Annotated in this window: 23 protein-coding genes; 8 read left to right on the top strand and 15 right to left on the bottom strand. The window is 68.2% G+C overall.

The window, feature by feature from the left end; all coding sequences use genetic code 11:
* Nucleotides 1-9 precede the first annotated feature (9 nt).
* From LZD57_RS13495 to cynS, 3 genes are read left to right on the top strand one after another with little or no spacing between them, the layout of a single operon-like run.
* Nucleotides 10-855, top strand: a complete 846-nt coding sequence (locus tag LZD57_RS13495) for a formate/nitrite transporter family protein (RefSeq protein WP_233720003.1) — start codon at nucleotides 10-12, stop codon at nucleotides 853-855.
* Nucleotides 856-877: 22 nt separating this feature from the next.
* Nucleotides 878-2,821 carry a bifunctional protein-serine/threonine kinase/phosphatase gene (locus LZD57_RS13490; RefSeq protein WP_233720002.1) on the top strand — a complete coding sequence of 648 codons (1,944 nt, stop codon included), beginning with the start codon at nucleotides 878-880 and terminating at the stop codon, nucleotides 2,819-2,821.
* 37 nt (nucleotides 2,822-2,858) lie between these two features.
* The gene (gene cynS / locus LZD57_RS13485) at nucleotides 2,859-3,314 is read left to right on the top strand and encodes a cyanase (RefSeq protein WP_233720001.1); all 456 of its coding nucleotides are present in this window, start codon (nucleotides 2,859-2,861) and stop codon (nucleotides 3,312-3,314) included.
* 128 nt (nucleotides 3,315-3,442) lie between these two features.
* Here cynS and LZD57_RS13480 read toward each other — a convergent pair whose 3' ends face one another.
* A complete protein-coding gene (locus tag LZD57_RS13480) occupies nucleotides 3,443-3,811 on the bottom strand; it encodes a flagellar export protein FliJ (protein ID WP_233720000.1) in 369 nt (122 codons plus the stop codon).
* A 360-nt stretch (nucleotides 3,812-4,171) separates the two neighbouring features.
* Here LZD57_RS13480 and ctrA point away from each other — a divergent pair, with 360 nt between their 5' ends.
* On the top strand, nucleotides 4,172-4,861 hold the full coding sequence (gene ctrA, locus LZD57_RS13475; RefSeq protein WP_233719999.1) for a response regulator transcription factor CtrA: 690 nt from the start codon (nucleotides 4,172-4,174) through the stop codon (nucleotides 4,859-4,861).
* A gap of 113 nt (nucleotides 4,862-4,974) precedes the next feature.
* On the opposite strand, the gene LZD57_RS13470 is transcribed toward ctrA, so the two are convergent.
* The 4 genes from LZD57_RS13470 to hisA all read right to left on the bottom strand — a co-directional run bounded on the left by LZD57_RS13470 (nucleotide 4,975) and on the right by hisA (nucleotide 7,722).
* Nucleotides 4,975-5,325: a helix-turn-helix domain-containing protein gene (locus LZD57_RS13470; protein ID WP_233719998.1), complete on the bottom strand. Its 351-nt coding sequence runs from the start codon at nucleotides 5,323-5,325 to the stop codon at nucleotides 4,975-4,977.
* A 55-nt stretch (nucleotides 5,326-5,380) separates the two neighbouring features.
* Nucleotides 5,381-5,671 carry a type II toxin-antitoxin system RelE/ParE family toxin gene (locus LZD57_RS13465; RefSeq protein ID WP_338034704.1) on the bottom strand — a complete coding sequence of 97 codons (291 nt, stop codon included), beginning with the start codon at nucleotides 5,669-5,671 and terminating at the stop codon, nucleotides 5,381-5,383.
* Between the two features lie 114 nt (nucleotides 5,672-5,785).
* Nucleotides 5,786-6,778 carry an iron exporter MbfA gene (gene mbfA / locus LZD57_RS13460; protein ID WP_233719997.1) on the bottom strand — a complete coding sequence of 331 codons (993 nt, stop codon included), beginning with the start codon at nucleotides 6,776-6,778 and terminating at the stop codon, nucleotides 5,786-5,788.
* A gap of 206 nt (nucleotides 6,779-6,984) precedes the next feature.
* The gene (hisA, locus tag LZD57_RS13455; protein WP_233719996.1) at nucleotides 6,985-7,722 is read right to left on the bottom strand and encodes a 1-(5-phosphoribosyl)-5-[(5-phosphoribosylamino)methylideneamino]imidazole-4-carboxamide isomerase; all 738 of its coding nucleotides are present in this window, start codon (nucleotides 7,720-7,722) and stop codon (nucleotides 6,985-6,987) included.
* A 322-nt stretch (nucleotides 7,723-8,044) separates the two neighbouring features.
* Here hisA and LZD57_RS13450 point away from each other — a divergent pair, with 322 nt between their 5' ends.
* A complete protein-coding gene (locus LZD57_RS13450; RefSeq protein WP_233719995.1) occupies nucleotides 8,045-8,911 on the top strand; it encodes a TrmH family RNA methyltransferase in 867 nt (288 codons plus the stop codon).
* On the opposite strand, the gene LZD57_RS13445 is transcribed toward LZD57_RS13450, so the two are convergent.
* Entirely contained in the window at nucleotides 8,896-10,212 is a 1,317-nt protein-coding gene (locus LZD57_RS13445) for a coiled-coil domain-containing protein (RefSeq protein WP_233719994.1), read from the bottom strand. The two genes, LZD57_RS13450 and LZD57_RS13445, sit on opposite strands and share 16 nt — an antisense overlap.
* Nucleotides 10,213-10,343: 131 nt before the next feature.
* Nucleotides 10,344-10,934, bottom strand: coding sequence for a DUF1134 domain-containing protein (locus tag LZD57_RS13440; protein ID WP_233719993.1), 591 nt, complete (start codon nucleotides 10,932-10,934; stop codon nucleotides 10,344-10,346).
* Between the two features lie 270 nt (nucleotides 10,935-11,204).
* On the opposite strand from LZD57_RS13440, the gene chpT reads away from it, so the two are divergent.
* From chpT to LZD57_RS13425, 3 genes are all read left to right on the top strand, one after another.
* The gene (chpT, locus tag LZD57_RS13435; RefSeq protein WP_233719992.1) at nucleotides 11,205-11,843 is read left to right on the top strand and encodes a histidine phosphotransferase ChpT; all 639 of its coding nucleotides are present in this window, start codon (nucleotides 11,205-11,207) and stop codon (nucleotides 11,841-11,843) included.
* 312 nt (nucleotides 11,844-12,155) lie between these two features.
* Entirely contained in the window at nucleotides 12,156-12,536 is a 381-nt protein-coding gene (locus tag LZD57_RS13430) for a response regulator (RefSeq protein ID WP_233719991.1), read from the top strand.
* 259 nt (nucleotides 12,537-12,795) lie between these two features.
* Nucleotides 12,796-13,380 (top strand): Uma2 family endonuclease, encoded by a 585-nt coding sequence (locus LZD57_RS13425; protein ID WP_233719990.1) that lies wholly within the window; start codon nucleotides 12,796-12,798, stop codon nucleotides 13,378-13,380.
* Between the two features lie 447 nt (nucleotides 13,381-13,827).
* Here the strand turns inward: LZD57_RS13425 and LZD57_RS13420 are convergent, their stop codons facing one another.
* The 8 genes from LZD57_RS13420 to htpX all read right to left on the bottom strand — a co-directional run bounded on the left by LZD57_RS13420 (nucleotide 13,828) and on the right by htpX (nucleotide 23,661).
* On the bottom strand, nucleotides 13,828-14,172 hold the full coding sequence (locus LZD57_RS13420; RefSeq protein WP_233719989.1) for a DUF5615 family PIN-like protein: 345 nt from the start codon (nucleotides 14,170-14,172) through the stop codon (nucleotides 13,828-13,830).
* Entirely contained in the window at nucleotides 14,169-14,402 is a 234-nt protein-coding gene (locus tag LZD57_RS13415; protein ID WP_233719988.1) for a DUF433 domain-containing protein, read from the bottom strand. Before LZD57_RS13415 ends, LZD57_RS13420 begins: the two co-directional genes overlap by 4 nt.
* A gap of 440 nt (nucleotides 14,403-14,842) precedes the next feature.
* Nucleotides 14,843-16,459 carry a bifunctional phosphoribosylaminoimidazolecarboxamide formyltransferase/IMP cyclohydrolase gene (purH, locus tag LZD57_RS13410; RefSeq protein WP_233719987.1) on the bottom strand — a complete coding sequence of 539 codons (1,617 nt, stop codon included), beginning with the start codon at nucleotides 16,457-16,459 and terminating at the stop codon, nucleotides 14,843-14,845.
* 252 nt (nucleotides 16,460-16,711) lie between these two features.
* Nucleotides 16,712-18,631, bottom strand: a complete 1,920-nt coding sequence (locus LZD57_RS13405) for a KUP/HAK/KT family potassium transporter (RefSeq protein WP_233719986.1) — start codon at nucleotides 18,629-18,631, stop codon at nucleotides 16,712-16,714.
* Nucleotides 18,632-18,865: 234 nt separating this feature from the next.
* Nucleotides 18,866-19,084 carry a hypothetical protein gene (locus LZD57_RS13400; protein ID WP_233719985.1) on the bottom strand — a complete coding sequence of 73 codons (219 nt, stop codon included), beginning with the start codon at nucleotides 19,082-19,084 and terminating at the stop codon, nucleotides 18,866-18,868.
* 72 nt (nucleotides 19,085-19,156) lie between these two features.
* Nucleotides 19,157-20,845: a heparinase II/III family protein gene (locus tag LZD57_RS13395; protein WP_233719984.1), complete on the bottom strand. Its 1,689-nt coding sequence runs from the start codon at nucleotides 20,843-20,845 to the stop codon at nucleotides 19,157-19,159.
* A 285-nt stretch (nucleotides 20,846-21,130) separates the two neighbouring features.
* On the bottom strand, nucleotides 21,131-22,501 hold the full coding sequence (locus LZD57_RS13390; protein WP_233719983.1) for an RsmB/NOP family class I SAM-dependent RNA methyltransferase: 1,371 nt from the start codon (nucleotides 22,499-22,501) through the stop codon (nucleotides 21,131-21,133).
* 65 nt (nucleotides 22,502-22,566) lie between these two features.
* Nucleotides 22,567-23,661, bottom strand: a complete 1,095-nt coding sequence (gene htpX, locus LZD57_RS13385; protein WP_233719982.1) for a zinc metalloprotease HtpX — start codon at nucleotides 23,659-23,661, stop codon at nucleotides 22,567-22,569.
* Nucleotides 23,662-23,816: the final 155 nt, after the last annotated feature.

Genomic DNA, 23,816 nt, shown 5'->3' with positions numbered 1-23,816 from the left:
CCACACACGATGTCATATCTCGCACCCAAGGAATTCGTGACCAAGATGGTCGACGCCGGCGAGGCGAAGATCTTCATGAGCACCAAGGACACGCTGATAAGAGCCTATATGGCCGGTGCGATCCTGGCGCTCGCCGCGGCCTTCGCCGTGACGATCACCGTCAACACCGGCAATCCGCTGGTCGGCGCGCTGCTCTTCCCGGTCGGCTTCTGCATGCTCTACCTGCTCGGCTTCGACCTTTTGACCGGCGTCTTCACCCTCGTGCCCCTCGCCCTCCTCGACAAGCGCCCGGGCTGCGATATGAAGGGCCTCGCGCGCAACTGGGGCCTGGTCTTTCTCGGCAATTTCGCCGGCGCTCTCACCGTCGCCCTGTTCATGGCGATCATCTTCACCATGGGCTTCACCCAGGAGCCGAACGAGGTCGGACAGAAGATCGGCCATATCGGCGAAGGCCGCACGCTCGGCTATGCCGCCGCCGGCTTCGGCGGCATGCTGACGCTCTTCATCCGCGCCGTCATGTGCAACTGGATGGTCTCGACCGGCGTCGTCGCGGCGATGATGTCGACCTCCGTGACCGGCAAGGTCGTCGCCATGTGGATGCCGATCCTGGTCTTCTTCTATCTCGGCTTCGAACATTCCATCGTGAACATGTTCCTGTTTCCGTCCGGCATCATTCTCGGCGGCCAGTTCACCTGGATGGACTATTTCCTCTTCAACGAGATCCCGACGATCATCGGCAACGTCGTCGGCGGCCTGACCTTCGTCGGTGCCACGCTCTATTCGACCCATTACGGCACGAAGCAGGCCCGCAACGCCGCCGGCCCGGTCAGCCCGCTGGCCCAGCCGGCCGAGTGAGGCGAAAGACGGTCGCAAGACGATGACCCGCCCGCTCCTGCGCGCCATCCACGAGATCTTCCCGCCGTCCGACGGACCGGCGGGAAGAGCCGGCGCGCCGAAGCCCGACGCCGCCCCGACCCGCGCCGGAACGCCTGCCGGCGACGAGCGGGCGGAGGGGCGGCCTGCCGCTCCCGCCGCGCCCGCGGCCCCGCACCCCGGCGACGCCCCGGCGGCCGCGTCCGCCGGCGTCCTCGCCGTCTCTCTCGGCGGCTGGTCCGAGGCCGGCGCCAAGCCGGCGAACCAGGATTTCTACGGCGCCGTCGTGCCGCGCGGAGCAGCGCTCGTGACCAAGGGCATTGCCGTCGCCATCGCCGACGGCATTTCCTCCTCCCGCCACGGCCGCGTCGCGGCCGAGACCGCGGTGAAGAGCTTCCTCACCGACTATTACTGCACCTCCGAGGCCTGGAGCGTCCGCCATTCGGCGGGTCAGGTCATCGCCGCCACCAATGCCTGGCTCCACGCCGAAACCCGCCGCGCCGCCCGCCCCGATCCAGAAGGCGCCGATCCCGACCGCGGCCACGTCACCACCTTCAGCGCCCTCGTCCTCAAGGGCCGGACGGCGCATCTCTTCCATGTCGGAGACACCCGGATCAGCCGGCTTTCGGGCCGCAGCTTCGAGCCCTTGAGCGAGGATCACCGGCTGATCCTCTCGGCGTCCGAGAGCTATCTGTCCCGGGCGCTCGGCATGGCGCCGAACGTCGAGATCGACCATCGCGCGCTCACCCTCCGCGAGGCCGACGTCTTTCTCCTCACGACGGACGGCGTCCACGAACATCTGGCGCCCGGCGAACTCGCCTCCCTCGTCGTTGCGGCCGGCGCCGATCTCGACGGCACAGCGAAGGCGATCGCCGCGAGGGCGCTCGACAACGGCAGCCGCGACAATCTCACCGTCCAGATCCTGCGCGTCGACCGGCTGCCCGTGGCCGAGGCCGGGGAATGGCTGGCCGACGGCGATCTCGAGCCGCCGGCCGTCATTCCCGGCGAAGGCGAGAGCTTCGACGGCTGGCTGATCGAGCGCCGGCTGCATCTCGGTCCGCGCAGCCACGTCCTTGCCGCCCGCGACGCGGAGACCGGCGAGCGCGCCGCGCTGAAGTTCGTCGCCTCCGAACTTTTCGACGATCCTTCCGCCCGCCGCAGCCTGTTGATGGAGGAATGGATCGCCGCGCGGCTTTCCAGCCGCCATTGCCTGAAGGCCCTGCCCCGCCGCCGGCCGCGCTCGGCGCTCTATACGGCGATGGATCTCCTCGAAGGCCGCACGCTCCGGGCGATCCTCGACGAGACGCCGCAGCTTCGTCTCGCCGAAGTGCGGACGATCGTCGCAGACGTCGGCAACGGTCTTCAGGCGATGCACCGCAAGGAGATGGTGCATCAGGATCTCAGGCCCGAGAACGTCATGATCGATCGCGAGGGCCGGGCCGTGCTCATCGACTTCGGCGCCGCGCGGGTCGCCGGCGTCGAGGAGGCGAAGGCCTTCGCCGCCGACACGCCGGCGGCCGGCGCGCTGCAGTTTGCGGCGCCCGAGCAGCTTTGCGGCGACGTCGGGCGGGCGCGCTCGGACGTCTTTTCCCTCGGCGTCCTCACCTATCACATGCTCACCGGCGATCTGCCCTACGGGGCGGCTCTGGCGCGGACCCGAACGAGGCGCGAGCAGCGTCGCCTCGTCTGGCGGCCGGCCGGAGGCGAGGATCTCGACGTGCCCGACTTCGTCGAGGGGGCACTGCGGAAAGCGGTGTCGATCGATCCCGCCCGCCGCTACGCCGAGGTGGCCGAATTCGTCCACGACCTGTCCCATCCGAATCCGGCCTTCACCACGCGCGAGCGCAAGCCGATCGCGATGCGGGACCCCGTCCGCTTCTGGCAGGCGGTCGCCGCCGCCCTCGCCGTCGCCGTCATCGTCCTCGCCGGCCTTCTGGTCGCCGGATGAGCCAGCCTCGATCGCAATGTGAAGGAGTAGAATCTCGATGACCACCGACATCATGAGCCGCGACGACGTCACCGCCCTCGTCCTCGCCCAAACGAAGCGCAAGAAGCTGACCTGGGAGGGCATCGCCGCGGAGATCGGCATGTCGCCGGTCTGGACCCACATGGTCGCGACCGGCATGGGCGCCTGCCCGCAGGACAAGGCCGAGATCCTCGGCCGGCTGCTCGACCTGCCGCAGGCGGCCGTCGAGGAACTGCAGGAATGCCCGAGCAAGGACTGGAACCGGGACGTGCCCACCGATCCCTGCATCTATCGGCTCTACGAGATCGCAGGCGTCTTCGGCCCGTCCTTCAAGGCGCTGGTGCACGAGAAATTCGGCGACGGCATCATGTCGGCGATCGACTTCGACATGGTCGTCTCGAAGGTCGAGGATCCGAAGGGCGACCGGGTGAAGGTCGAGATGACCGGAAAATTCCTGCCCTACAAGAAGTGGTGAAGGATCGGAGCCTTTCCCGGGCGTGTCCGACGACGCTCCGCCATTGCCGTCGGCGATGACGAATCGCCGCGGCAGGGGGCGCCGATGGCGTTCCCCTGGCGCGTTCTTGCCCGAACGGTCCCTGCCGATCAGGCGATCGCCGAACGCCGCGGCTCGTGATCGTCGCGCAGGCCGTCGCGCTGCTCGATCTTTTCCGCATGTTCGAGTTCCGCCTCGGCTTCCTCCAGCGAGAGCCGCGCGGCGTTGATCTGGACCTTCAGATCCTTGGCCGAGTTCTGCAGATTGTCGCGCCGAAGACGCGCCGCCTTGGCGAATGTCGAATAGGCGAAATGGGTGACGTCGGTTATCCCCGACTTCTTTTCCTCGTTGAGGATCTGCGCATCCAGCTCCCCGGCCATCCGCGAAAAATCCTGCAGCATGAGTTCGAGCTGTTCGACCTGACGGCGCTTTTCCAGCACCTTGAAGCGCGTCAGCCGCACCATGTTGTCGCGTTTCATGCACACACCCTCAACTCACGGCTCTCCCCGCCGGGCAGAGCACGTTGCAACTCCGCGTCTGACGGCTTCGGGCAAGGCTCGTGGCCTATGCCCTTAACCGTCTGTTTACGCGCACGGTTAATCATAGGGTCGAGGGTTTAAGGCAGGGTAAACCGATCCAAGCCAAACGGGCCGCCGATGCGGACCACGGCTCGGTCGCTCTGCCGGGCCCAAAGTCGGAGCGCGGTCCCGCCGCGGTCCGGGTCCATGAAGGGCCAGGAGGATTTGTTAACCATTCAGTGCCAGTTTGGGCCCAACGATGACAAAAAATGCATTGCCGAATTTCCCCGGTTCGGCTCGGCTGGCTGAGAGGACTTTCTGATGCGCGTTCTTTTGATCGAAGACGACAGCGCGGTCGCCCAGAGCATCGAGTTGATGCTGAAGTCGGAGAGCTTCAACGTCTACACGACCGACCTCGGCGAAGAGGGCGTCGATCTCGGCAAGCTCTACGACTACGATCTCATCCTCCTCGATCTCAACCTGCCGGACATGTCCGGCTACGAGGTCCTTCGGACCCTCAGGCTTTCGAAGGTCAAGACGCCGATCCTGATCCTTTCGGGCATGGCGGGGATCGAGGACAAGGTCCGCGGCCTCGGCTTCGGCGCCGACGACTACATGACCAAGCCCTTCCACAAGGACGAGCTGGTCGCCCGCATCCACGCCATCGTGCGCCGCTCCAAGGGTCATGCCCAGTCGGTGATCCACACCGGCGACCTGACCGTCAATCTCGACGCCAAGACCGTCGAGGTGGCCGGCCAGCGGGTGCATCTGACGGGCAAGGAATATGCGATGCTCGAGCTCCTGTCGCTGCGCAAGGGCACGACGCTGACCAAGGAAATGTTCCTCAACCACCTCTATGGCGGCATGGACGAGCCGGAACTGAAGATCATCGACGTCTTCATCTGCAAGCTGCGCAAGAAGCTCGCGACGGCCGCCGACGGCAAGAACTACATCGAAACCGTCTGGGGCCGCGGCTACGTGCTGCGCGAGCCGGAAGAAGTCGCCGCCTGAGACCCCGCCGGCCGCCGCCGCGGCCTGCTCTGCAAAACGAAAACGCCGCGCTTCTTCGAGAGGCGCGGCGTTTTTGCATTCGTCAGCGATGACGGTCTCGTCCTTTCAGGCGGTCACGCAGCCTCGTTCCCGCCGGGGCGACGAGAGCGCCGGACCGGGGCCTTGCGCGAAAGATCGATTTCGATCGTCTCGTCGCCCGGCATCTCGGCGATCACGCGAAGCCGACCGCCGAGGCCTTCGACGTATTCGTTGAGGGTCGACAGGAGCATGTCGTCGCGGTTCTCCAGGCGGGAAACGTTGTGCTGCGACATACCGGTCGCCCGCGCCACGTCATCCTGGGTCTTCTTCAGCCCCTTTCGAAGCTGGCGAAGACCTTCGGCTCGAAGAAGCGTTTTCGCCTTCTGCTCGATGCGGCCGCGACGCTCGGGAGAGAGCCCCTTCATGACGTCGTCCAGGCTACGCATTTCCCATCTCCTTCAGGTGGCGTCCGAAGCGGGCATCGGCGACCGCGATCAGATTTTAGAAGCGCTTCTCGTTTTTGCCGGTCTTGTCGCCTCCGCACAGGACGATCGCCCTTCTTCGGAGATCGAAGGCAAACGCAAAGCGCCAGACGCCGTCACCCTGTCGGAAGCGAAGTTCCTTCATGTTCGCGTGCATCGAGGCGTTAAGGGTGTCCACTTTCGGACGCCCGAGTTTCGGCCCGAACTCCCGCAAGACGATCAGTTGAGCGAGCAACTCGTCCTGCGTCTCCGCATCGAGTCGCTCAAATTCGGGATCGAAGTCAGGGTGAAAGACTACCTCCCACTGCATGACTCGATATACCGCGAGAGGTATATGCACTCAAGTGCATATCGGTGGTTCGGTAGCGCTTTGCGATTGGCGGGCCATTGCCGGCCGGCTTTCCAGCGCTGTTCGCCTCCCCGATCAACCGCCGCCGATCAGCGTGCCGGCCGCGAGCACCAGCGCTCCGCCGACGACGACCTGGATGGCCGCCCGCACCACCGGGGTCTCCATGAAGCGATGCTGGATCCAGACGATCGCCCAGAGTTCCAGAAAGACGACGGCGAAGGCGATGGTCGTCGCGGTCCAGAAGTCCGGGATGAGATAGGGCAGCGCATGACCGAGGCCGCCGACGGCGGTCATGATGCCGGAGGCGAGGCCCCGCTTGATCGGCGAGCCCCGGCCGGAGAGCTTGCCGTCGTCATGGGCCGCCTCGGTGAAGCCCATCGAGATGCCGGCGCCGACGGCCGCGGCGAGGCCGACCAGAAGCGTCGTGTGCGGATCCTTCGTGGCGAAGGCCGTCGCGAAGATCGGCGCCAGCGTCGAGACCGAGCCGTCCATCAGCCCGGCGAGCCCCGGCTGCACCCATGTCAGGATCAGCCGGCGCCGGGCCGTCCGGTCCTCCTCGGCGCGGCCTTCGCCGGCGAGATTCTCCTCGGCCAGCGCCTCGGCCCGGTGCTCGTGTTGGCGCTCGGCCGCGGCCAGATCGCCGAGCAGCCGGCGCGTGCCGGCATCGCCGGCCCGCTGCGCCGCCATCTCGTAGAAGCGCGCGGCGTCCTTCTCCATCCGCTCGGCCTCGGCGCGGATCCGCTCCAGCCCGAGATTTTCGACCATCCAGACCGGGTGGCGGGTGACGTAGTCGGCGACGTGCTCGCGGCGGATCAGCGGAATGGTCGGCCCGAACCGGCGCTCGTGCTCGGCGATCAGCGCCCGGCGATGGCCGTCCTCCTCCTTCGCCATCTCGCGGAAGATCGCGGCGGTGGCCGGATAGTCGGCCTCCAGCCGTTCGGCATAGCTCGCATAGATCCGCCCGTCGTCCTCCTCGGCGGAGATGGCGAGCGCCAGGATCTCGCGCTCCGAGAGATCGGCGAACCGACGACGGCCGGGAGCGAAGGACGACGGGGGAAAGGAAAACATCTGCGGCCTCATCAGGACGGCAGGCCCCGGGGGCCAGGCCGGATGGACTTAGTTTGGAATTATTCCAATCTAAAATGCGAAGGCGCCGATGTCATGGGGGGCGGAGAGCCGGCCTCCCGAGAAATCATGCCGCGGCGGAAATGGACTTCGCCCCCATCACCCCTTGCCCGCCAAGGCGGCGGTCCGCCCGCATCGCGCCTCGGCCGTCATCCCTCAGCCGCCAGGACCTTCAGCGCCTCGGCGGCGTCGAGCCGGCCGTCATAGAGCGCCCGGCCGGAAATCGCCCCTTCGAGCCTCGCGGCATCCGGCATCTTCAGGCGCACGACGTCGGCGATCGAGGCGAGGCCGCCTGAAGCGATCACCGGGATCGAGATGGCCTCGGAGAGTTCAATGGTCGATTCCCAGTTGATGCCGGAGAGGATGCCGTCGCGGTCGATGTCGGTGTAGACGATCGCCGCGACGCCCGCATCCTCGAAGCGCTTCGCCAGATCGATGGCGGTGAGTTCGGACGTCTCCGCCCAGCCCTCGACCGCCACCTTGCCGCCTTTCGCGTCGATGCCGACGGCGATCCGGCCGGGAAAGCGCGCCGCCGCCTGCCGGACGAGGTCGGGATCGCGGACGGCGACGGTGCCGAGGATGACCCGGGAGAGGCCCTTGCTCAGCCAGCGCTCGATGTCCGCAAGGGTGCGGATGCCGCCGCCGAGCTGCACCTTCACGTCGGCGCCGACCGCGGCGAGGATGGCGTCGACGGCCGGTTCGTTCATCGCCCTTCCGGCGAAGGCGCCGTTGAGGTCGACGACGTGGAGATGCGAAAAGCCGACGTCGCGAAAGGCCCGCGCCTGGCCGGCCGGATCGGCGTTGTAGACCGTCGCCTCGTCCATCAGGCCGAGCTTCAGGCGCACGCAGGCGCCGTCCTTCAGATCGATCGCCGGAAAGAGGATCATGGTCTCGCCTTTCGATGAGGTGTCGGCGCCGCCCGGCGCGCGGGGGCGGCGGAGCCGTCGTCCTCGGTCGGACGTCGGCGCCTGCGACCCCCCCTCTGCCCTGCCGGGCATCTTCCCCGCAAGGGGGGAGATCGATCTCGCGCCACCCGCAGCCCATCCGGATCGACCGAAAAGCTCGGCATACCGGGTCCAATGCGCGTGCTGAAGCAGCAGAAGCCTGATCTCTTCCCTGCGGGGGAGATGCCGGCAGGCAGAGGGGGGGATGGACACAGCCTCGACCGTCGCCCCTTAATTCCGCGTCCCCCATGCTCTACAAAGCCTCATGACGCTTCCGCCCGCCCTTGCCGCCCGCCTCGTCCGGATCGACGATGCCGCCGACATCCGCATCGCCGACTATCGCGACATCCGGGACCGCGATCTGGTCGCGCGCGGCGGCTTCATCGCCGAGGGCACCGTCGTTCTCGACCATCTGCTGCGCTCCGGGCGCTTTCGGCCAACCAGCCTGTTCCTGCTGAAGAGCCGCGTCGCCGGCCTCGCGGGCCGCCTGGCGCTGGTCCCGGACGACGTGCCGATCTTCGTCGCCGAAGGCCCGGTCATGGACCGGGCGGCGGGCTTTGCCATCCATCGCGGCGTCCTCGCTCACGCCGTCGATCGCACGGCCGGCCGGATCGAGGGCGATCTGGCGAAGTTCGGCGGAGAGGCGGACGGTCTGTCGGAATTTCTCGCAAGGTCGCGGCGGGCGGGCGGGCCGCTCGTCGTCGCCATCGGCCTTGCCAACCACGACAATGTCGGCGCCCTGTTCCGCAACGCCGCCGCCTTCGGGGCATCCGGCCTCGTCCTCGACGGGGCGTCCTGCCATCCGCTCTACCGCAAGGCGATCCGCGTTTCGGTCGGAACCGCGCTGACGCTGCCGTTCCACCACGGCGCCGACGTCGAGGCGATCTGGCGGGGGCTCGAGCACTCAGGCCATCGCCCGCTCGCTTTGTCGCCGCGGGGCGAGACCGATCTCGCCGCGGTGAAGCCCGGTGACGGGCTGGCGCTTTGCCTCGGCAGCGAGGGAACCGGCCTTCCCGAAGAGCTTCTCGCAAGAGCGGAAACGGTCCGCATCCCGATGGCGCCCGGGATCGACAGCCTCAATGTCGCGACGACCGCGGCGATCGTCCTGTCGCGGCTCTACTCGGCGGCGTGATCGCGCGCTTCCTGGCGCAGCCGCCGCACCCGGTCGGCCAGCGACGGGCCGGAGGCCTCGCGCCGGCGCGGCATGGCCATCGACGTCTCCGCATCGAGGATGGCGTCGAGCGGCGAGCGCGCGCCCTCCCGTTCGGCGGTGAGCGCCACGACCTTCGCCGCGAGTTCGCCGACCTCGTCGCGCAGCTCCCCGTCGCCGAGATCGTCGGCGAATTCCGGCCGTTCGGGCAGGCCGAGGCGTGTCGCGAGGGAGGGGGCGGGCGGCGCCTCCTCTCCCGAACCCGGCCGATCCCGATGATCGCCGGCCTGCGGCGCAAGCACCGGCGTTGCGATTGCCGCGGCGGCGGCCGCGACTTCCGGCTCGTCGTCCCGTCCTGTCGCCACGTCCGGGCCGTCGCCGTCATGCCGGCCGGCAGGCGCGGCGGCTTCGTCGCTGCGGCGGCCGAAGGCCGGGCGGATCGCGGGCCGCACCTTGAGGCGTGGCTCGCCCCGCCGATCCCGGCTCTCGAAGGCATCCGCGCCTTCGGCGTGGTCGTGATCGGAATGGCCGGCGGCCGAACTCGCCGCCTCGCCGAGCAGCCGGGCGATCTGCTCGTCCCGCTCGGCGAGCTGGCCGGTCAGCCGGGCGAGCTTGTCGTCGAGGCGCTTGACGGCGTTCCGCTCCTTGGCGAGATGCGCCTCGAGCACGCCCGCCTCGCTGCGCAGCCGTTCGAGCGCCTTGCCGTTCTCGCGTCTTTCCCGTTCGCCCTCGCGCAGCGCGTCGGACATTTCCTCGATCCGCAGATCCTGTTCCTCGATCGTCGCCCGGCGTTCGTCGGCGATCGCGCCGAGATCGGCGAACCGGGCGCCGAGCGCATCGAGTTCGTCGGACTTCAGGTCGAAGTCGTGGGAGAGAGCCCGCAATTCGGCGCCGAGTTCCTCGATCTCCTCGTCGCGGAGGGCGAGTTGTTCGCCGGCGTCCCGGAGTTCGCCGGTCACGTCCGCGAGCGTGCCGGAAAGCGCCGCGTTGCGCGCCCGCAGTTCGGCGTTTTCGCCGGCCAGCCGTCCGGACTCGACGCGGGCGAGCGCCGCCTTCTCGATCTCGGCCTCGGCCTTCATCTCGCGGCGCCGGGCGCCGAGCGCCGCTTCGGCCCGGACGTGATCGAGGCTGGCGCGGATCTCCCGGGCGGAAGCGGGAATGCTGGCCTGGTACTCTCTCAGGGCGAGACGGCGCGTGCGCGACCAGAATAGCGGCGAGACGACGAGCGCGATCAGCGTCGCCGCGAGAAAGCCGAACGCGAAGGTCAGGGCGGTGGCGATCATCTCATATCCGGGGTTCTCGTCCTTCACCCCGACATATAGAGCAAAAGCTCACCGAATGCGCGTCTTCGCGCCTGCCGGTGCAATAAAGACAAGTCGCTATGGTGAATGCGTCACGCCGCGCCCTGCCGAAGTCAGAACGGGTTCCAGGTCGGCATCGGCGTCAGCTTCAGATAGCCGACATTGAGGCCGAGCCTCGCTCCGACGCCGGTCTTGACGGGCACCAGCAGCACGTTGTCGCGGGCGAGCACCGTCATGCCCAGACCGCCGACCAGATAGGCGCTGCCGGAAACCCCGCCGAAGCGGCCATAGACCGATTCGATGCTGGGCAGGTTGTAGACCAGCATCATCGTCCGCGCCCCGTCGCCGCCGACGTCGAAGCCGAGCGAGGGCCCCTGCCAGAAGATCCGCCGCTGGCCGGCATTCTTGGTGTAGAGGGTGCCCTCGCCGAAGCGCAGGCCGCCGAAGAAGGCCCCGGCCGCTTCCTGGCCGAGGATGTAGCCGTTGGGGAGGCCGTAGCTCTGGAAGGCGCGCTCGAGCAGCTGGGCGAGCCCGCCGGAGGTGGTGCCGAAGAAGCGGTGGCCGGTACCGACCACCTCGTCCATGGTGTAGCCGTCCTGCGCCGCCACCTGGGCAGTGGCGGGAGCGGCGGAGCCGGCCACCGCCGCGAGGCCCATGAAGGCCGCGGCGGCGAGGCTGCGGAACGTTCCGACGATCGAACGCATGATCCATTCCTTTCGCGAGGATTGATCGTTTCGGCAAAAAGCGCGGCGAAATTCCCGCTTTCGCGCATTTTGCGCCGGTCGTGGTTTCCGAAACACTAACGCACCCTCGCGAAGGCGACGTTTCTCGGCCGAGCGGCGGCGCTTCGACGCGTTTCACGCGGGCTCGGTTGACGGCCACCCGGCTTGGAATCATGGTCGTGGCACGAGACGGGCGTTGATTCGCCGATTCGAGATCAGACGAAAATCGCCCAACCAGCGGACGGTTCGACCATGACCAGCCTGCCTCCCATCTCCGCGGCCGATCTTGCGGCGCTCCTGTCGAGCCGGCTCTGCCACGACATCATCTCGCCGGTCTTCGGCATCCAGAGCGGGCTGGAACTCCTCGACGACATGCCGGGCGACAAGGAATCGATGCAGCTCGTCCGCTCGTCGCTGAAATCGGCGGTCGCCAAGCTGCAATTCGCCCGGATCGCCTTCGGCGCCGCCGGCTCGCAGACCGCGGCGATCGATCTCAACGACGCCAAGACCGTGGCGGCGGGCTACATGGAGCACGAGAAGCCGAGCCTCGTCTGGGAGGGCGAGCCGGGCTACGTTCCGAAGAATTGCGCCAAGATCGTCCTCAACCTGATCGTCATGGCGAGCGCCTCGATCAGCCGCGGCGGCACGGTCCACGTCCGGATCGAGGCGATCGACCCCTTCGCCGCCACCATTACCGCCACCGGCGAGCGCATCCGCATGCAGCAGCGGCTCGTCGCGATGCTCGACGGCACGGCCGGCGAGGAGGCGATGGACGCCCAGGCGATCCAGCCCTACTACACGCTGTTCCTCGCCGAGGAGTCCGGCCTTGCCGTGACCTACGAGAAGACCGACGACCGCGTGGTCTTCAAGATCGGCCAGAAGCCGGCCTGACGGCGGTCGAGCCTGCCGGGCCGCGCGTACGTCCTCCGGCGTCCTCCGGGCAGCAGAGAGCGCCGACCCGCCGCCTGCCTGCCCCTCGAGTCGGGATGATCCGCCGGATTTTACCCAACGTTAGCCCTTTCCCTCAACCATTCGGAAAAGCCGCCCGGTTACGTTGCCTTGCCGGGGCGATCCCCGCTTCGATTCGGCCGCCTTCCCGGTGGCCGGTCCGGCGCGGATCGCCGATGGCGCAGTCGCTTCGGGCGGACGGATTCCGCCCGGACGAGCGGCGAACGAGCCCGGCCGTGTCGAAAGGATGAGCCCATGAAGACCTGTCTGATCATCGACGAGGCGCCGGTCATCCGCAAGATCGCCTTCCGGCTGCTGAGCCGCGAGGGTCTCGACGTCGACACGCTGGAAAAGCCGGAGGACGCGCTGGCCTGGATCGAGAACCACGGCGCACCGGACATCCTCGTCATCGGCGTCAGCGCCGGCGACAAGGCGGTCGTCGAGGAGATCAAGGCGCTGCGCGAACGCACGGGAAGCGCCACGCATATGGTGGCGATGATCGTCGAGGCCAATCTCGGCCTGATGACCCGGCTGAAGCGGGCGGGCGTCGAGTGCTACCTCTACAAGCCCTTCGACCGCGCCGCGCTGGACGCCATCCTCCAGCGCTTTCTGAAGCCGGAAGCGGTGCTCGCCTGAGGGCCGGCGCGATACTCGGGCACGGGATGGTAGAGCGAGGCCCCATCGCGGGGTGAAAATCTCTCGCGTCGCAACACGCCCCCGTCCGAGGTCGCCGATCCCGCCGGAGCGATGCCGATCCCGCGCCGACCGGATTCGTCGCGACGCGGTGGGCCGGGTCATGCTAGTCTCACGAATGGCGAACGGTCACCACAGAGGTCCGGTCATGGGATTGCCATCACGATCCATGCCAGAGCATCTCTCTGCATTCGAGGACTTCGTGGCGACGAGGCCCGAAGGCGAGACGTGGGAACTCATCGACGGACTTTTCGTCATGCAGGCGACCCCCACCATTCCGCACTCGGTCATCGCCTCGAACATCGAGCGGCTTCTCAACGACGCGGTGGTGAATTGCCGTCCCGATCTCATTGCCTGCCGGGAGGTGACGATCGTGATGGAAGCGGCCGGCATCGTCGGTGGCGGCAACTACGTTCCGGATGTCGCCATCCTCGACGAGACCCACCTTCGGGAAGGCGTCACCTCGACGGAGACCTGCCATCTTGCGGCGGAAGTCGTCAGCCCGAGCGATCGAAAACCACTCGCCGGATCGGATCGGCCGAAAATAAAGATCAAGCTCGAAGGCTACAAAAACCTGCCGTCCTGCAAGGCGATCCTCGCGGTCGATCAGAGCGAGCTACGGGTGATCCTGCTGGTGCGGACCGGACGGGGGTGGATCGAGTGGCAATACGAATCGCCCGACGACGAAATCGCCGTTCCCGATTTCGGCCTGAAATGCACGGTCGCCGACATCTACGCCAGAACCCCGGCCCTGCGAAATGCCGCGGCTTCCGAACACCGGCCCTGACGGCCGGGGGAAGACCTTGCCCGCCGCATGTGGTGCTCCCCACGAGCCAGAACCAAAGATGAGACGCTGACGCCTTCCCCATCCGCTTCACCAATATCGGGATCACCAAAGTTGTGAATTTACCTGCTTCCCGATCTGAAACGCGAAACCGTGGAAGCCCTCCACGACAGGGCGTCCGCTTGCTCCGTCATGCGCACAGCCGTCGCAAGCTTCAGGTCTGTCACCTGAAAAGGCGGAATCGACCACCAAAAGGTTCAAAACGGCGAATTCCAGTACGGAATACGAAAAGGCTTCAGTCGGCGGACCGCCCAATCGCCGATCAAAAGTGTATCGACTTCGAAGGCTTTCCGGGGCACGACCTCCTGCGGAATGTCCGGTCCGTCGCCTTTGAATCAGCGATAACCGAACGGAGGCACGGGAGGGAAATCTTCGGTCTCCGGATCAGGATTACCGATGCTCCTGGCACTGCGTGTTCCATCCATCCTCATCTCGACATGCTGGCCGTGATCGTCTCACCGTGTCGGCGACATCGTCAGCCCGCTCGACGATCTGCCGACGCCTGTTGAGTGGCAGCGCCACCACTGCCACCTTCTTTCCGCGAAGGCTCTGCTGGCTGGCAATGTTCTTGTCGTTGGTGACGAGTACATCAAACCCGTCCGCTTCGACGGCCGCGATCAGTTCTCCATTCGAGAAGTTTCTGAACTGCTTGGGAAATTCGTGAGCGTCGATACCGAGGCTTCGCAACGCCGCGACAAGTTGCTTCGGCACCCCCTCGTCGACGACAACCCTCACGCCGCACGCGGCGCTGACATAGCCTGCGACGTCAACTCGAGCACCGCCACGACATCATCCCGATCAAGCGTCTCGTATTCGTCGAGGATCTCGTCCAGGGACATGCCGTCGGCAAGGTTCTCGAACAGGACCTCGATCGGGACGCGCGTATTGCGAAACACCCGTCGCCCGCCCATCACTTCCGGATCCGAGATGATGAGGTCGTCCAAGGTCAACGAACTCTTCTTCATCGCAAACCTCCTATCTGTCAGACTGTCGGCCCATCTTACTCGCCCAAGCGAATTTCCAAATGATAGACGGCAGAGCCTACCGTGTCGACGATACGGCAAACGACATCTCCATGGCAGGCTGAGATCATTTCAATGACGCGGCGCCGTGGAGCATCTTGCCGGACGGGCGATCCGTCATCGGGTTCCGGGCCGGGCGGCTCTCGAAGCCTTCGCAAAGGAATGCGGCTTCCGCCGCTCGAGGAATAGCGAAGGAAAAACGGACGCCCGTCGCAAGGATTTGCGGCGGCGTTTTCGTGCTTAACGTTCTCGAAAGATCTGTTGACGGCGTCACCAGCCTTTAATTCAATTACGCCGAGTTCGGTTGTTTAGATGTACTTTTAGGATCTGTTGGTGTTCTTGGCAACCAATGAGAGCGACGAATGGGGCGCCGCGGTCCGTGCTCAGTGCCGGAAATGCCGCATGCCGGTCAGCACCATGGCGAGGCCGTGTTCGTCGGCCGCCGCGATCACCTCGTCGTCGCGCATCGAGCCGCCCGGCTGGATGACCGCGGTCGCCCCCGCCTCGACGGCCGAGAGCAACCCGTCGGCAAAGGGGAAGAAGGCGTCGGAGGCGACGACGGAGCCGATGGTGGCGGGCTTTTCCGCCCCGGCCGCCTTCGCCGCGTCCTCGGCCTTGCGCGCCGCGATGCGGGCCGAATCCACCCGGCTCATCTGGCCGGCGCCGATGCCGACGGTGGCGCCGCCCTTGGCGTAGACGATGGTGTTCGACTTGACGTGCTTGGCCACCCGGAAGGCGAAGCGCAGGTCCGACAGTTCCGCCGCGCTCGGCGCCCGCTTGGTCACCACCTTCAGGTCGAGATCGTCGACGACGCCGGCATCGCGCGACTGGACGAGGAGCCCCCCGGCCACCGACTTGACGAAGCGCCCCGGAGCGCGCGGGTTGGGCAGACCGCCGGTGATCAGAAGGCGCAGGTTCTTCTTCGCCGCGACGACGGCGATCGCCGCCTCGTCCGCTTCGGGGGCGATGATCACTTCCGTGAACACCTTGACGATCTCCTCGGCCGTGCGTGCGTCGAGCCGCCGGTTGAGCGCGACGATGCCGCCGAAGGCCGAGACCGGATCGCAGGCGAGCGCCGCCCGATAGGCGGCGACGAGGTCGCTCCCTTCCGCGACGCCGCAGGGATTGGCGTGCTTGATGATGGCGACGGCCGCGGTGCGGGCCGGGTCGAACTCGCCGACCAGTTCGAAGGCGGCGTCGGTGTCGTTGATGTTGTTGTAGGAGAGCGCCTTGCCCTGCACTTGCCGCGCCGTGGCGACGCCGGGACGCTTCTCCCCGGTCCGGTAGAAGCCGGCCGACTGGTGCGGGTTCTCGCCGTAGCGCAGCGCTTCCGCCAGTTCGCCGGCGATCGCGATGCGCCTCGGCGTCGTCTCGCCGAGATCCCCGGCGAACCAGCCGGAGACCGCCGCGTCATAGGCCGCCGTGCGGGCGAAGGCCTGGCCGGCGAGCCGGCGGCGGAGCTGAAGATCGGTTTCGCCGCCATTCGCCTGAAGGGCGGCGAGGATCTCGCCGTAGTCGGCCGGATCGACGACGACCGTCACATAGCCGTGGTTCTTCGCCCCGGCGCGGATCATCGCCGGCCCGCCGATGTCGATGTTCTCGACTATGGTTTCACGGGAAGCACCGGAGGCCCGGGTCTCCTCGAAGGGATAGAGATTGACGACGAGGAGGTCGATCCCGGCGATGCCGTGTTCCTCCATCGCCTGCCGGTGCGCCGCGTCGTCGCGAATGCCGAGCAGGCCGCCATGGACGCCGGGATGCAGCGTCTTCACCCGGCCGTCCATGATTTCCGGAAAGCCGGTGAGTTCGGACACGTCGCGGACGGCGAGTCCCGCCTCGGCGAGCGCCTTCGACGTCCCGCCGGTCGAGACCAGCTCGACGCCGAGCGCCGAAAGCCCCGCCGCGAATTCGGCCAGCCCGGTCTTGTCGGAGACCGACAGCAGCGCGCGGCGGATGCGGACGCGGTCGGGCAGCGGGGTGGCGTTGGCTTTGACGGACATTGCGGGGCTTCCTCGGCGGGCTGGCGGGTGGGTGTCGCACGCGGCGCCTCGCCACCGGCCGGCCGTTTCGGCGGCCCGGCAGCCCCGCGCGGGAACTTTGCCCCCTGATAGTCGTCCCGCCGCGTCGCGGCAATGGCAGCGCGCCTGCCTGGCCAGAGCAATCGCTCGAAGACGGAGCCGGGCGGCAATCGCCCTGAGCGCCGGGCGCCGCCCTTGCGACCCGCCCTGCCCGCGCCGCATTGGGCAAGGCGCTCAGAGATAGCGCGGCATGCCGACTTCGAGGGTGCGCGAGGGCGGCAGCATGAAGCGGTCCGGCGGCCTGAGCGCCAGCCGCGCCATCACCGCATAGGCGGAAAGGACGAGGCCCTCCGGCTTTGCGAAGATCGACGGCGGCACCGGTCGCTCCAGCCCGGTGATGTAGACCGCCTCGTCCGGATCGACGCCGAGGCTCTGCAGTTCGGCGGCGATCAGCGACGGCAGGTTGATCCGCTGCATGTAGCCGACGTTGACGACGATCCGCGCGAGCCCCGGCCGGATCTCACTGCGCTGGATGCGCTCGTCCTGCGAAACCCGCGGGATCGCCCAGGTGCGGACGCTGACGAGGATCGTCCGGGCAAAGCGCGTCTCGGTGAGCTCGTTGAGCTCCGCCAGCGCACGCGGCACGCTGGCGCCGCGCCGGACCAGGAAGACCGCCGCCCGCTGGGTCGTCGGCGGCCGGTTGCCGCTGGCCTTGACGTAGTCGCGCAGGTTCTGCTCGTCCCCCTCCTGCAGCGCCGCCATGCGCATCTGGCCGACCCGCCAGGACACCGCCAGAAAGACCACCGCGCTCGCAAGGCCGATCGGCAGCAGGCCGCCTCCCTCGATCTTGCCGAGATTGGCGGCGACGAAAGCGACGTCGAGGAGGAGGAAGAGCACGGTCACGGCGACCGACAAGCCGCGCCAGACGCCTTCACCCTTCCGCTGCAGAAGATAGGCGAGATAGAGCGCCGTGGTGCTCGCCATCGCGCCGGCGACGGCGATGCCGTAGGCGTTCGACAGCGCATCCGACGAGCCGAAGGACAGGACGACGAGGGCGGTTGAGACGCCGACGAGAGTGTTGACCCCCGGCGCCAGAAGATCGTGGTGATTGGTGGCCGAGAAATAGCGGATCCGCATAGACGGCAGGAAGTCGAGCCGCATCGATTGGCTGGCGAGGCTGGCGATTCCGGTGATCACCGCCTGGGACGCGATGATCGAGGCGAGCGTCGCCAGAATCACCGCGAAGGGCAGGACGGCGCCGCCGAACAGGCCGTAGAAGGTGCTGCTGCCGACGGCGCGCCCGGACAGGACCAGGGCGCCCTGCCCGAAATAGTTGAGGACGAGAGCCGGGAAGGCGACGAAGATCCACGCATTCGTGATCGCTCGCCGACCGAACTGGCCGAGATCGGCATAGAGCGCCTCGCCACCCGTCACCGCCAGGAAGACGGCGCCGCAGATCGCCGCGGCGGTGGCCGGATGGCCGGCGAGATAGAACAGGGCGTAATGGGGCGAGGCCGCCTCGAGCACCTGCGGCGTCCTGGCGATCTGGATCCCGCCGGAGATCGCCAGCATGGCGAACCAGACGAGCATCACCGGACCGAAGGCCTTGCCGATCCGCCCTGCCCCGAGAAGCTGGGCGGCAAACAGGCCGACGATGATGACGAGCGCCACCGGCACGATCAGATGGTCCAGGCTGGTGGTGATCTCGCCGAGTCCCTCGACGGCCGAGAGCACCGAGATCGCCGGGGTGAGAACGGCATCGCCGAAGAGCAGCGCGCCGCCGGCCAGCGCGACGGCGAGGAGGGCGAGCGCGTGCGGCTTCAGCCCGCGCGGCCGGTCGAGCCGGAGCAGCGCGGCGAGCGCCAGGATGCCGCCCTCGCCGGCATTGTCCACCCGCAGGATCCAGAACAGATATTTCGCCGTGACGACGAGGACGAGCGCCCAGAGGATCAGCGACAGGACGCCGAAGACGGCCTCCGGGCCCGGATTCCCAGTGGCGTCGATCGCCACCTTGAAGGCGTAGAGGGGGCTCGTGCCGATGTCGCCGAAGACGACGCCGAGCGCGCCGAGAGTGAGCGTCAGCTTCCGCGTGGAATGATGGCCGGACCTGGAGACCGGGGCGGTCTTCGACCCGCCGATGGGGGTGTCGATCATGATCGAGCGGCCGGCGGCCGTACTCCGTTACGGGGGCGTCACCGCCCGGGTGGCCCGAAATCCTTGGAACAGGTCGAGGTCGTCGCGGAAAGCGGCCTTTCGGCCGCCGGTCGACCGGACTCGCCGGGCATCGCCCCTTCGACCGCGGAGCGTCGATAGACCCTTTCCTCGTCACGATCCAGGAAATTGGAATGCGGATTGACGGACGCTGCAACGTTCGTCCCGGCGTTCGGTTCACCTCGAGGAAGCGGGGCCGTCCCGCCGGCCCGTCGTCTCCTGCTCCACCCCGCGTGACGGTTGCCCGGCCGCCTCGCCGCGCAGCGACGACGTCTTGTCGCCGAGGTCGTCGAACGTCCGCGGCAGGGTGGTCACGGCCCGGTTCATCCCGCCGCAGCCGGCGAGACCGACCAGCGGGACGAGCACGAAGAAGACGGGAAACGCTCGGATCGCCATGGCACCGGCAATTGGGCTTCTTTCCGGCGAGATCCAGCCCTCCGAGCCCGTCCGAGGCGTTTCGGCCGGCCCTCACGACAGGCGTTCGAAGCTCCAGGCGATTTCCGGCGTCAGCCCCGGATCGACGCTGACGACGATCTGCAGGGTTCGGCGCGGGCCGGAACTGTCGGCGAACAGGATCGAATCCTCGATGGTGAACGGCTGATCGACCGTAAAGCGCCAGATCTGGCCGCGCAGGGACAGCCGGGCGATGTCGCCGATCGTCTCGACGCTGACCTGCGGATGCAGATGAAAGCGCAGCGCCGCCTCGCGCGCTTCTTCCCGGGCCCGCGACCTGCGCGTCGCGGTGAGCCGGTCGAGGCCGGTAAGCGTCCAGCCGTCGTTTTCGAGTTCGAGGCGGCGGCTGTGCAGATAGCCGAGGTCGCGGTCGTAGCCGTCGTGCGTCGCCTCGAACCCGGTGGTGCGGTCGCCTTCGCCGACGATCTCCTCCAGCTCGACGCCGGTCGGGCCGGGCACCAGCGGCGAGCCGAGGAACCGGTCGAGATGCGGCTGGCCGGCGAAGCGGGAGGACGAGCGGTCGCCGATCGTCACCGTCGAATGGGCCGCCGTCGAGCGGGACACCCGCTTCAGCGCCGCCTGGCCGGCCTGCGGCGAGCCGCAATTGACGACGATCCGCGCCGCCGCCGAGGACAGCTCGAAGGCCAGCGTTCCGGCATGGGCGTTGCGCGACAGCGCCACCGGCGGCGGGCAGCCGGTGTCGGCGATCACCACGGTGCTGCCCGAGGCGAGCCGGTGGTATCCCGAATGGCGCGCATTCGACAGCGGCTCGCCGAGCGTCTCGTCGAAGCGCATCAGCGCCGCCATCAGCTGCATGTTCGAGCAGCCGGTGCCGTTGAACAGCGCCAGCGTGCCGTCGGTATGGCGGAAGAAGCGCAGCGCCGGCAGCATGCGGTCGATCGCCGAATAGATCCCCTTCGGCACCGGCTGGCCCTGGCCCTGCAGCGTCTCGCGGATCGGCAGGAGATCGCCGAGGATCGTCGCCAGCGCCGCCGGGTCGCGGCTCACATGGCCGCCGTCGGGCAGGATCTGCCGGTCGAGCTCGTCGGCGAGCTGCTGGGCCGACGCCCGCATCCGGCTCGCCGGACCCGGCAGGCAGTGCGTCGCCAGCGCCAGCGCCATGCGCACCGTCAGCCGCGGCATGCCGACCGGCGCCTCCTGGGCGATCGAGCGGAGGTAACGGGTCTGGATCGTCAGGCTCTTGAGGAACCGCCGGTAGAAGTCGTATTCGGCCGAGCCGAGCAGAAGGTCCGCATGGCTGAGCCAGGCGATCACCCGCCGCGCCGTCACCTCCGGCTCGAAGGCCACGCCGCCGAGACGGCCGGCCGAATAGCGCAGCCAGTCGGAAACCAGCGCGCGGGCATTCTGCGCGGCCAGCGCGTCGGCGGCGGCCGCATGGTGGGAAAGCCAGGAAAAGCCGTGCAGCTCGGCGGCGAACTCCGGGGTCGGGGGCGCGAGCTGGAAGATCGAGGCCCGGCCCGCTTCCACCAGCCGCCCGGCGAAGAGGAAGCGGCCGCCATAGATCGCCTCGGCGATGAAGGGATCGCCCTGATACAGCGTCGGCGGCACCACGGCGAGACGGTCGGGGCCGACGCCGGAGAAGCGCAGACGATGGATCGGCCCGTTGCGCAGCCGCCGGCGAAGGCGGCGCCAGGCCTCCTGAATCGTCAGAACCGCGATCTGCGGCTTGTCCGCCAAGGACATCGACACTCCGATCACCCCATGCTCAGCCCGGCCGGGTTCCCGCGACGCGCCCGGGCGGCCTCGCGCCGTGCGCCCGACGGGACGCACAAAGGACGCTCTCCTCATTCACGCGACGCGTCGTCGGCGCCGAAAATCCCATCGGATCCCCGTACCGCGGCGCCGCCGCGCCGGACCCGCAAAGGCCCCGCGTGGCTCGTCTGGTGCCAAGTTTCTGCCAATAGGGTAAACAAACCCTTACGAAACGAAGCTTCCGAAAGGGAATGTGAGACGCGACCTTACGGAAAATCAAGCTTTTTCGCGTCTGAACCTTGCGGCGAAGAAGCCGTCGAGGCCGCCGCCCGCTTCGCCGCCCCCCAGCATCTCGGGCGTGGTGCGCAACATTCCGTCCGGCGAGACGGCGAAGTCGAAGCCTTCCAGCTCGCCCGGAGCGACCGGCACCAGCGCATAGTCCGGCCGGGCTTCGAGAAAGGCGGCGGCGACGTCTTCCCCTTCCCGCCCGTCGATCGAGCAGTTGGCAAACACCAGCAGGCCGCCGGGTTCGACGAGATCGGCCGCCGGGGTCAGAAGGCGCAGCTGAAGAGCGGCGAGCTTTTCGATTTCCGCATCGTCCTTGGTATAGGCGACGTCCGGGTGGCGGCGGATGGTGCCGGTCGACGAGCAGGGCGCGTCGAGAAGCACCGCCTCGAAGCGGTGGTCGGGGGCGAACGCCATGACGTCCCCGGTCAGCGTCTCGGCGGAAAGGCCGAGACGCCCGAGATTCTCCTTCAGCCGCCGGATGCGTGAGGACGACTGGTCGAGCGCCGTCACCCGGGCGCCGGCGGCGGCGAGCTGCGCCGTCTTGCCGCCCGGCGCGGCGCAGAGATCGCCGACGCGCTTGCCGGCAACGTCACCGAACAGCTGGACGGGGAGCGCGGCGGCGACGTCCTGCACCCACCATTCGCCGGTGTCGAAACCATCGAGCCCCGAAATCGGCCCCTCGATCGCGGAAAGCCGCACGGAACGGCGCCCGATCGCCCGGCCACCGAGGCGCGCCGCCCAGCCTTGCGCATCGGACTTGACCGTCAGATCGATGGGCGCACGGGCGAGATGGGCGCCTGCGATGGCGCCGGCACGCTCCGGCCCATATTGCTCGACGAGCCGGCTCCACAGCCAGTCCGGGCAGTTCCGGCGGGGATCGGCCTGAAGGTCGGGCAGGCGCCCGGCCTCCCGCGCAATCCGCCTCAGGACGGCGTTGACGAGGCCGGAGAAGCGCGCGGCACGCGGATCCGAACCGGCACTGGCGACGGCGAGATCGACGGCCGCCGAATCCGGCACGTCGAGGCACAGGATCTGCGCCGCCCCGACATGCAGGACATGCCGCAGCGAAGCTGCCCCGGAGGGCAGCGGCCGTTCGAGCCTCGCCGCAATCTCCGCCTCGATCGTACCGCGAAACCTGAGGGCCGAGGTGAGGATCGCCTTGACCAGCGCCTGGTCCCGCGGCTCGAGCTGGCGCAGATGCGGATGGCCGGTCACGGCGTCGGTCAGGCCGTCGAGCGAGGTCTGCTTGTCGACGACGGCGGCCAAAAGCCGCGCCGCCACCTGCCGCACCGCGAGGCCCGGCCGATCGTCGGCAGGCGCGGGACGGCCGGGACGATCCGGCCTGCCCCCACGCCCCACGCCCGGTCTCCCCGGCTTCCTCGTCTTCCCGGCACCGTCGGTCGGATGCGGACCCTTCGCCCCGTTCAACCCCACGGCCCCTTGCGCGAGGGACCGCGGCCCGAACCGGCGCGACCCCAGGGCCCGCGCCCGTCCGCCTCCTTCGCGTCGCTCTTCGGATCATGGGGACGCCCGTCCCAGGGGCCGGCCCTGCCGCCCCTGCGGGGCGCTGCGGACTGTCCTCCGCCCGCCCACCCGTCGCTCCGAGCCACCCCGCGGCCGTCGCCCATCGGGGCGCCCAGCCGGTCGGCGTCGCGGCGATCGAGCCTCGCGCGGCCCATGTCGCTCGCCAGCTCCTCGAGCGCGGCGATGCGGTTTTCCGTCGCCGGATGGGTGGAGAACAGGCTGTCCATGCGCTGACCGTTCAAGGGATTGATGATGAACATGTGGGCCGTCGCGGGATTGCGCTCGGCGCCCCAGTTCGGCCGCTGGCGCACGGCGCCGGCAATCTTGCCGAGCGCCGAGGCGAGCCACAGGGGCTGGCCGCAGATCTCGGCGCCGCGCCGGTCGGCCTCGTATTCCCGCGTCCGGCTGACGGCCATCTGCACCATCATCGCCGCCAGCGGCGCGACGACGATGGCGACGAGGACGCCGACGAAGCCGAGCGGATTGTTGTTGTCGCGGCTGCCGCCGAAGAACATGCCGAAATTGGCGAGCATCGAAATCGCTCCGGCGAGCGTCGCGGTGATCGTCATGGTCAGCGTGTCGCGATGTTCGACATGGGCGAGCTCATGGGCCATGACGCCGGCGATCTCCTCCTGGCTCAGGGAGCGCAGAAGCCCGGTGCTGGCCGCGACGGCGGCGTTCTCCGGGTTGCGGCCGGTGGCGAAGGCGTTGGGCTGGTCGCTGTCGATGACGAAGACCCGCGGCATCGGCAGGCCGGCACGGCCGGCCAGCCCCTCGACGATCCGGTAGAACTCCGGCGCCGTGCGGGGGTCGACCTCGCGCGCGCCGTACATCCTCAGGACCATCTTGTCGCCGTTCCAGTAGGCGAAGAGGTTCATGCCGAGCGCGATGACCAGCGCGATCATCATGCCGCCGCGCCCGCCGATCAGGAGACCGACCCCCATGAACAGGGCGGTGAGGAAGGCGATCAGCATCGCCGTCTTGATCATGCTCATGAGGCTACCTCGAACCTTTCGTCCAAGCGGGGCTTGAGAGCGCCCGAACGCCTGAAATCTGGGAATGTCGCAAGGGGTCTTCAACGGTTCCCGACCGATCGTTGCCGCCCCGGCCGAGCGGCGGAGACGCTTTTCCGCCCCGCCTCCAAGGAGCC

Source organism: Jiella avicenniae, assembly GCF_021390325.1.
Lineage (GTDB): Bacteria > Pseudomonadota > Alphaproteobacteria > Rhizobiales > Rhizobiaceae > Jiella > Jiella avicenniae.
Note: the sequence above shows the minus strand (reverse complement) of the source record. Positions and strands in the feature narration are given on the sequence as shown.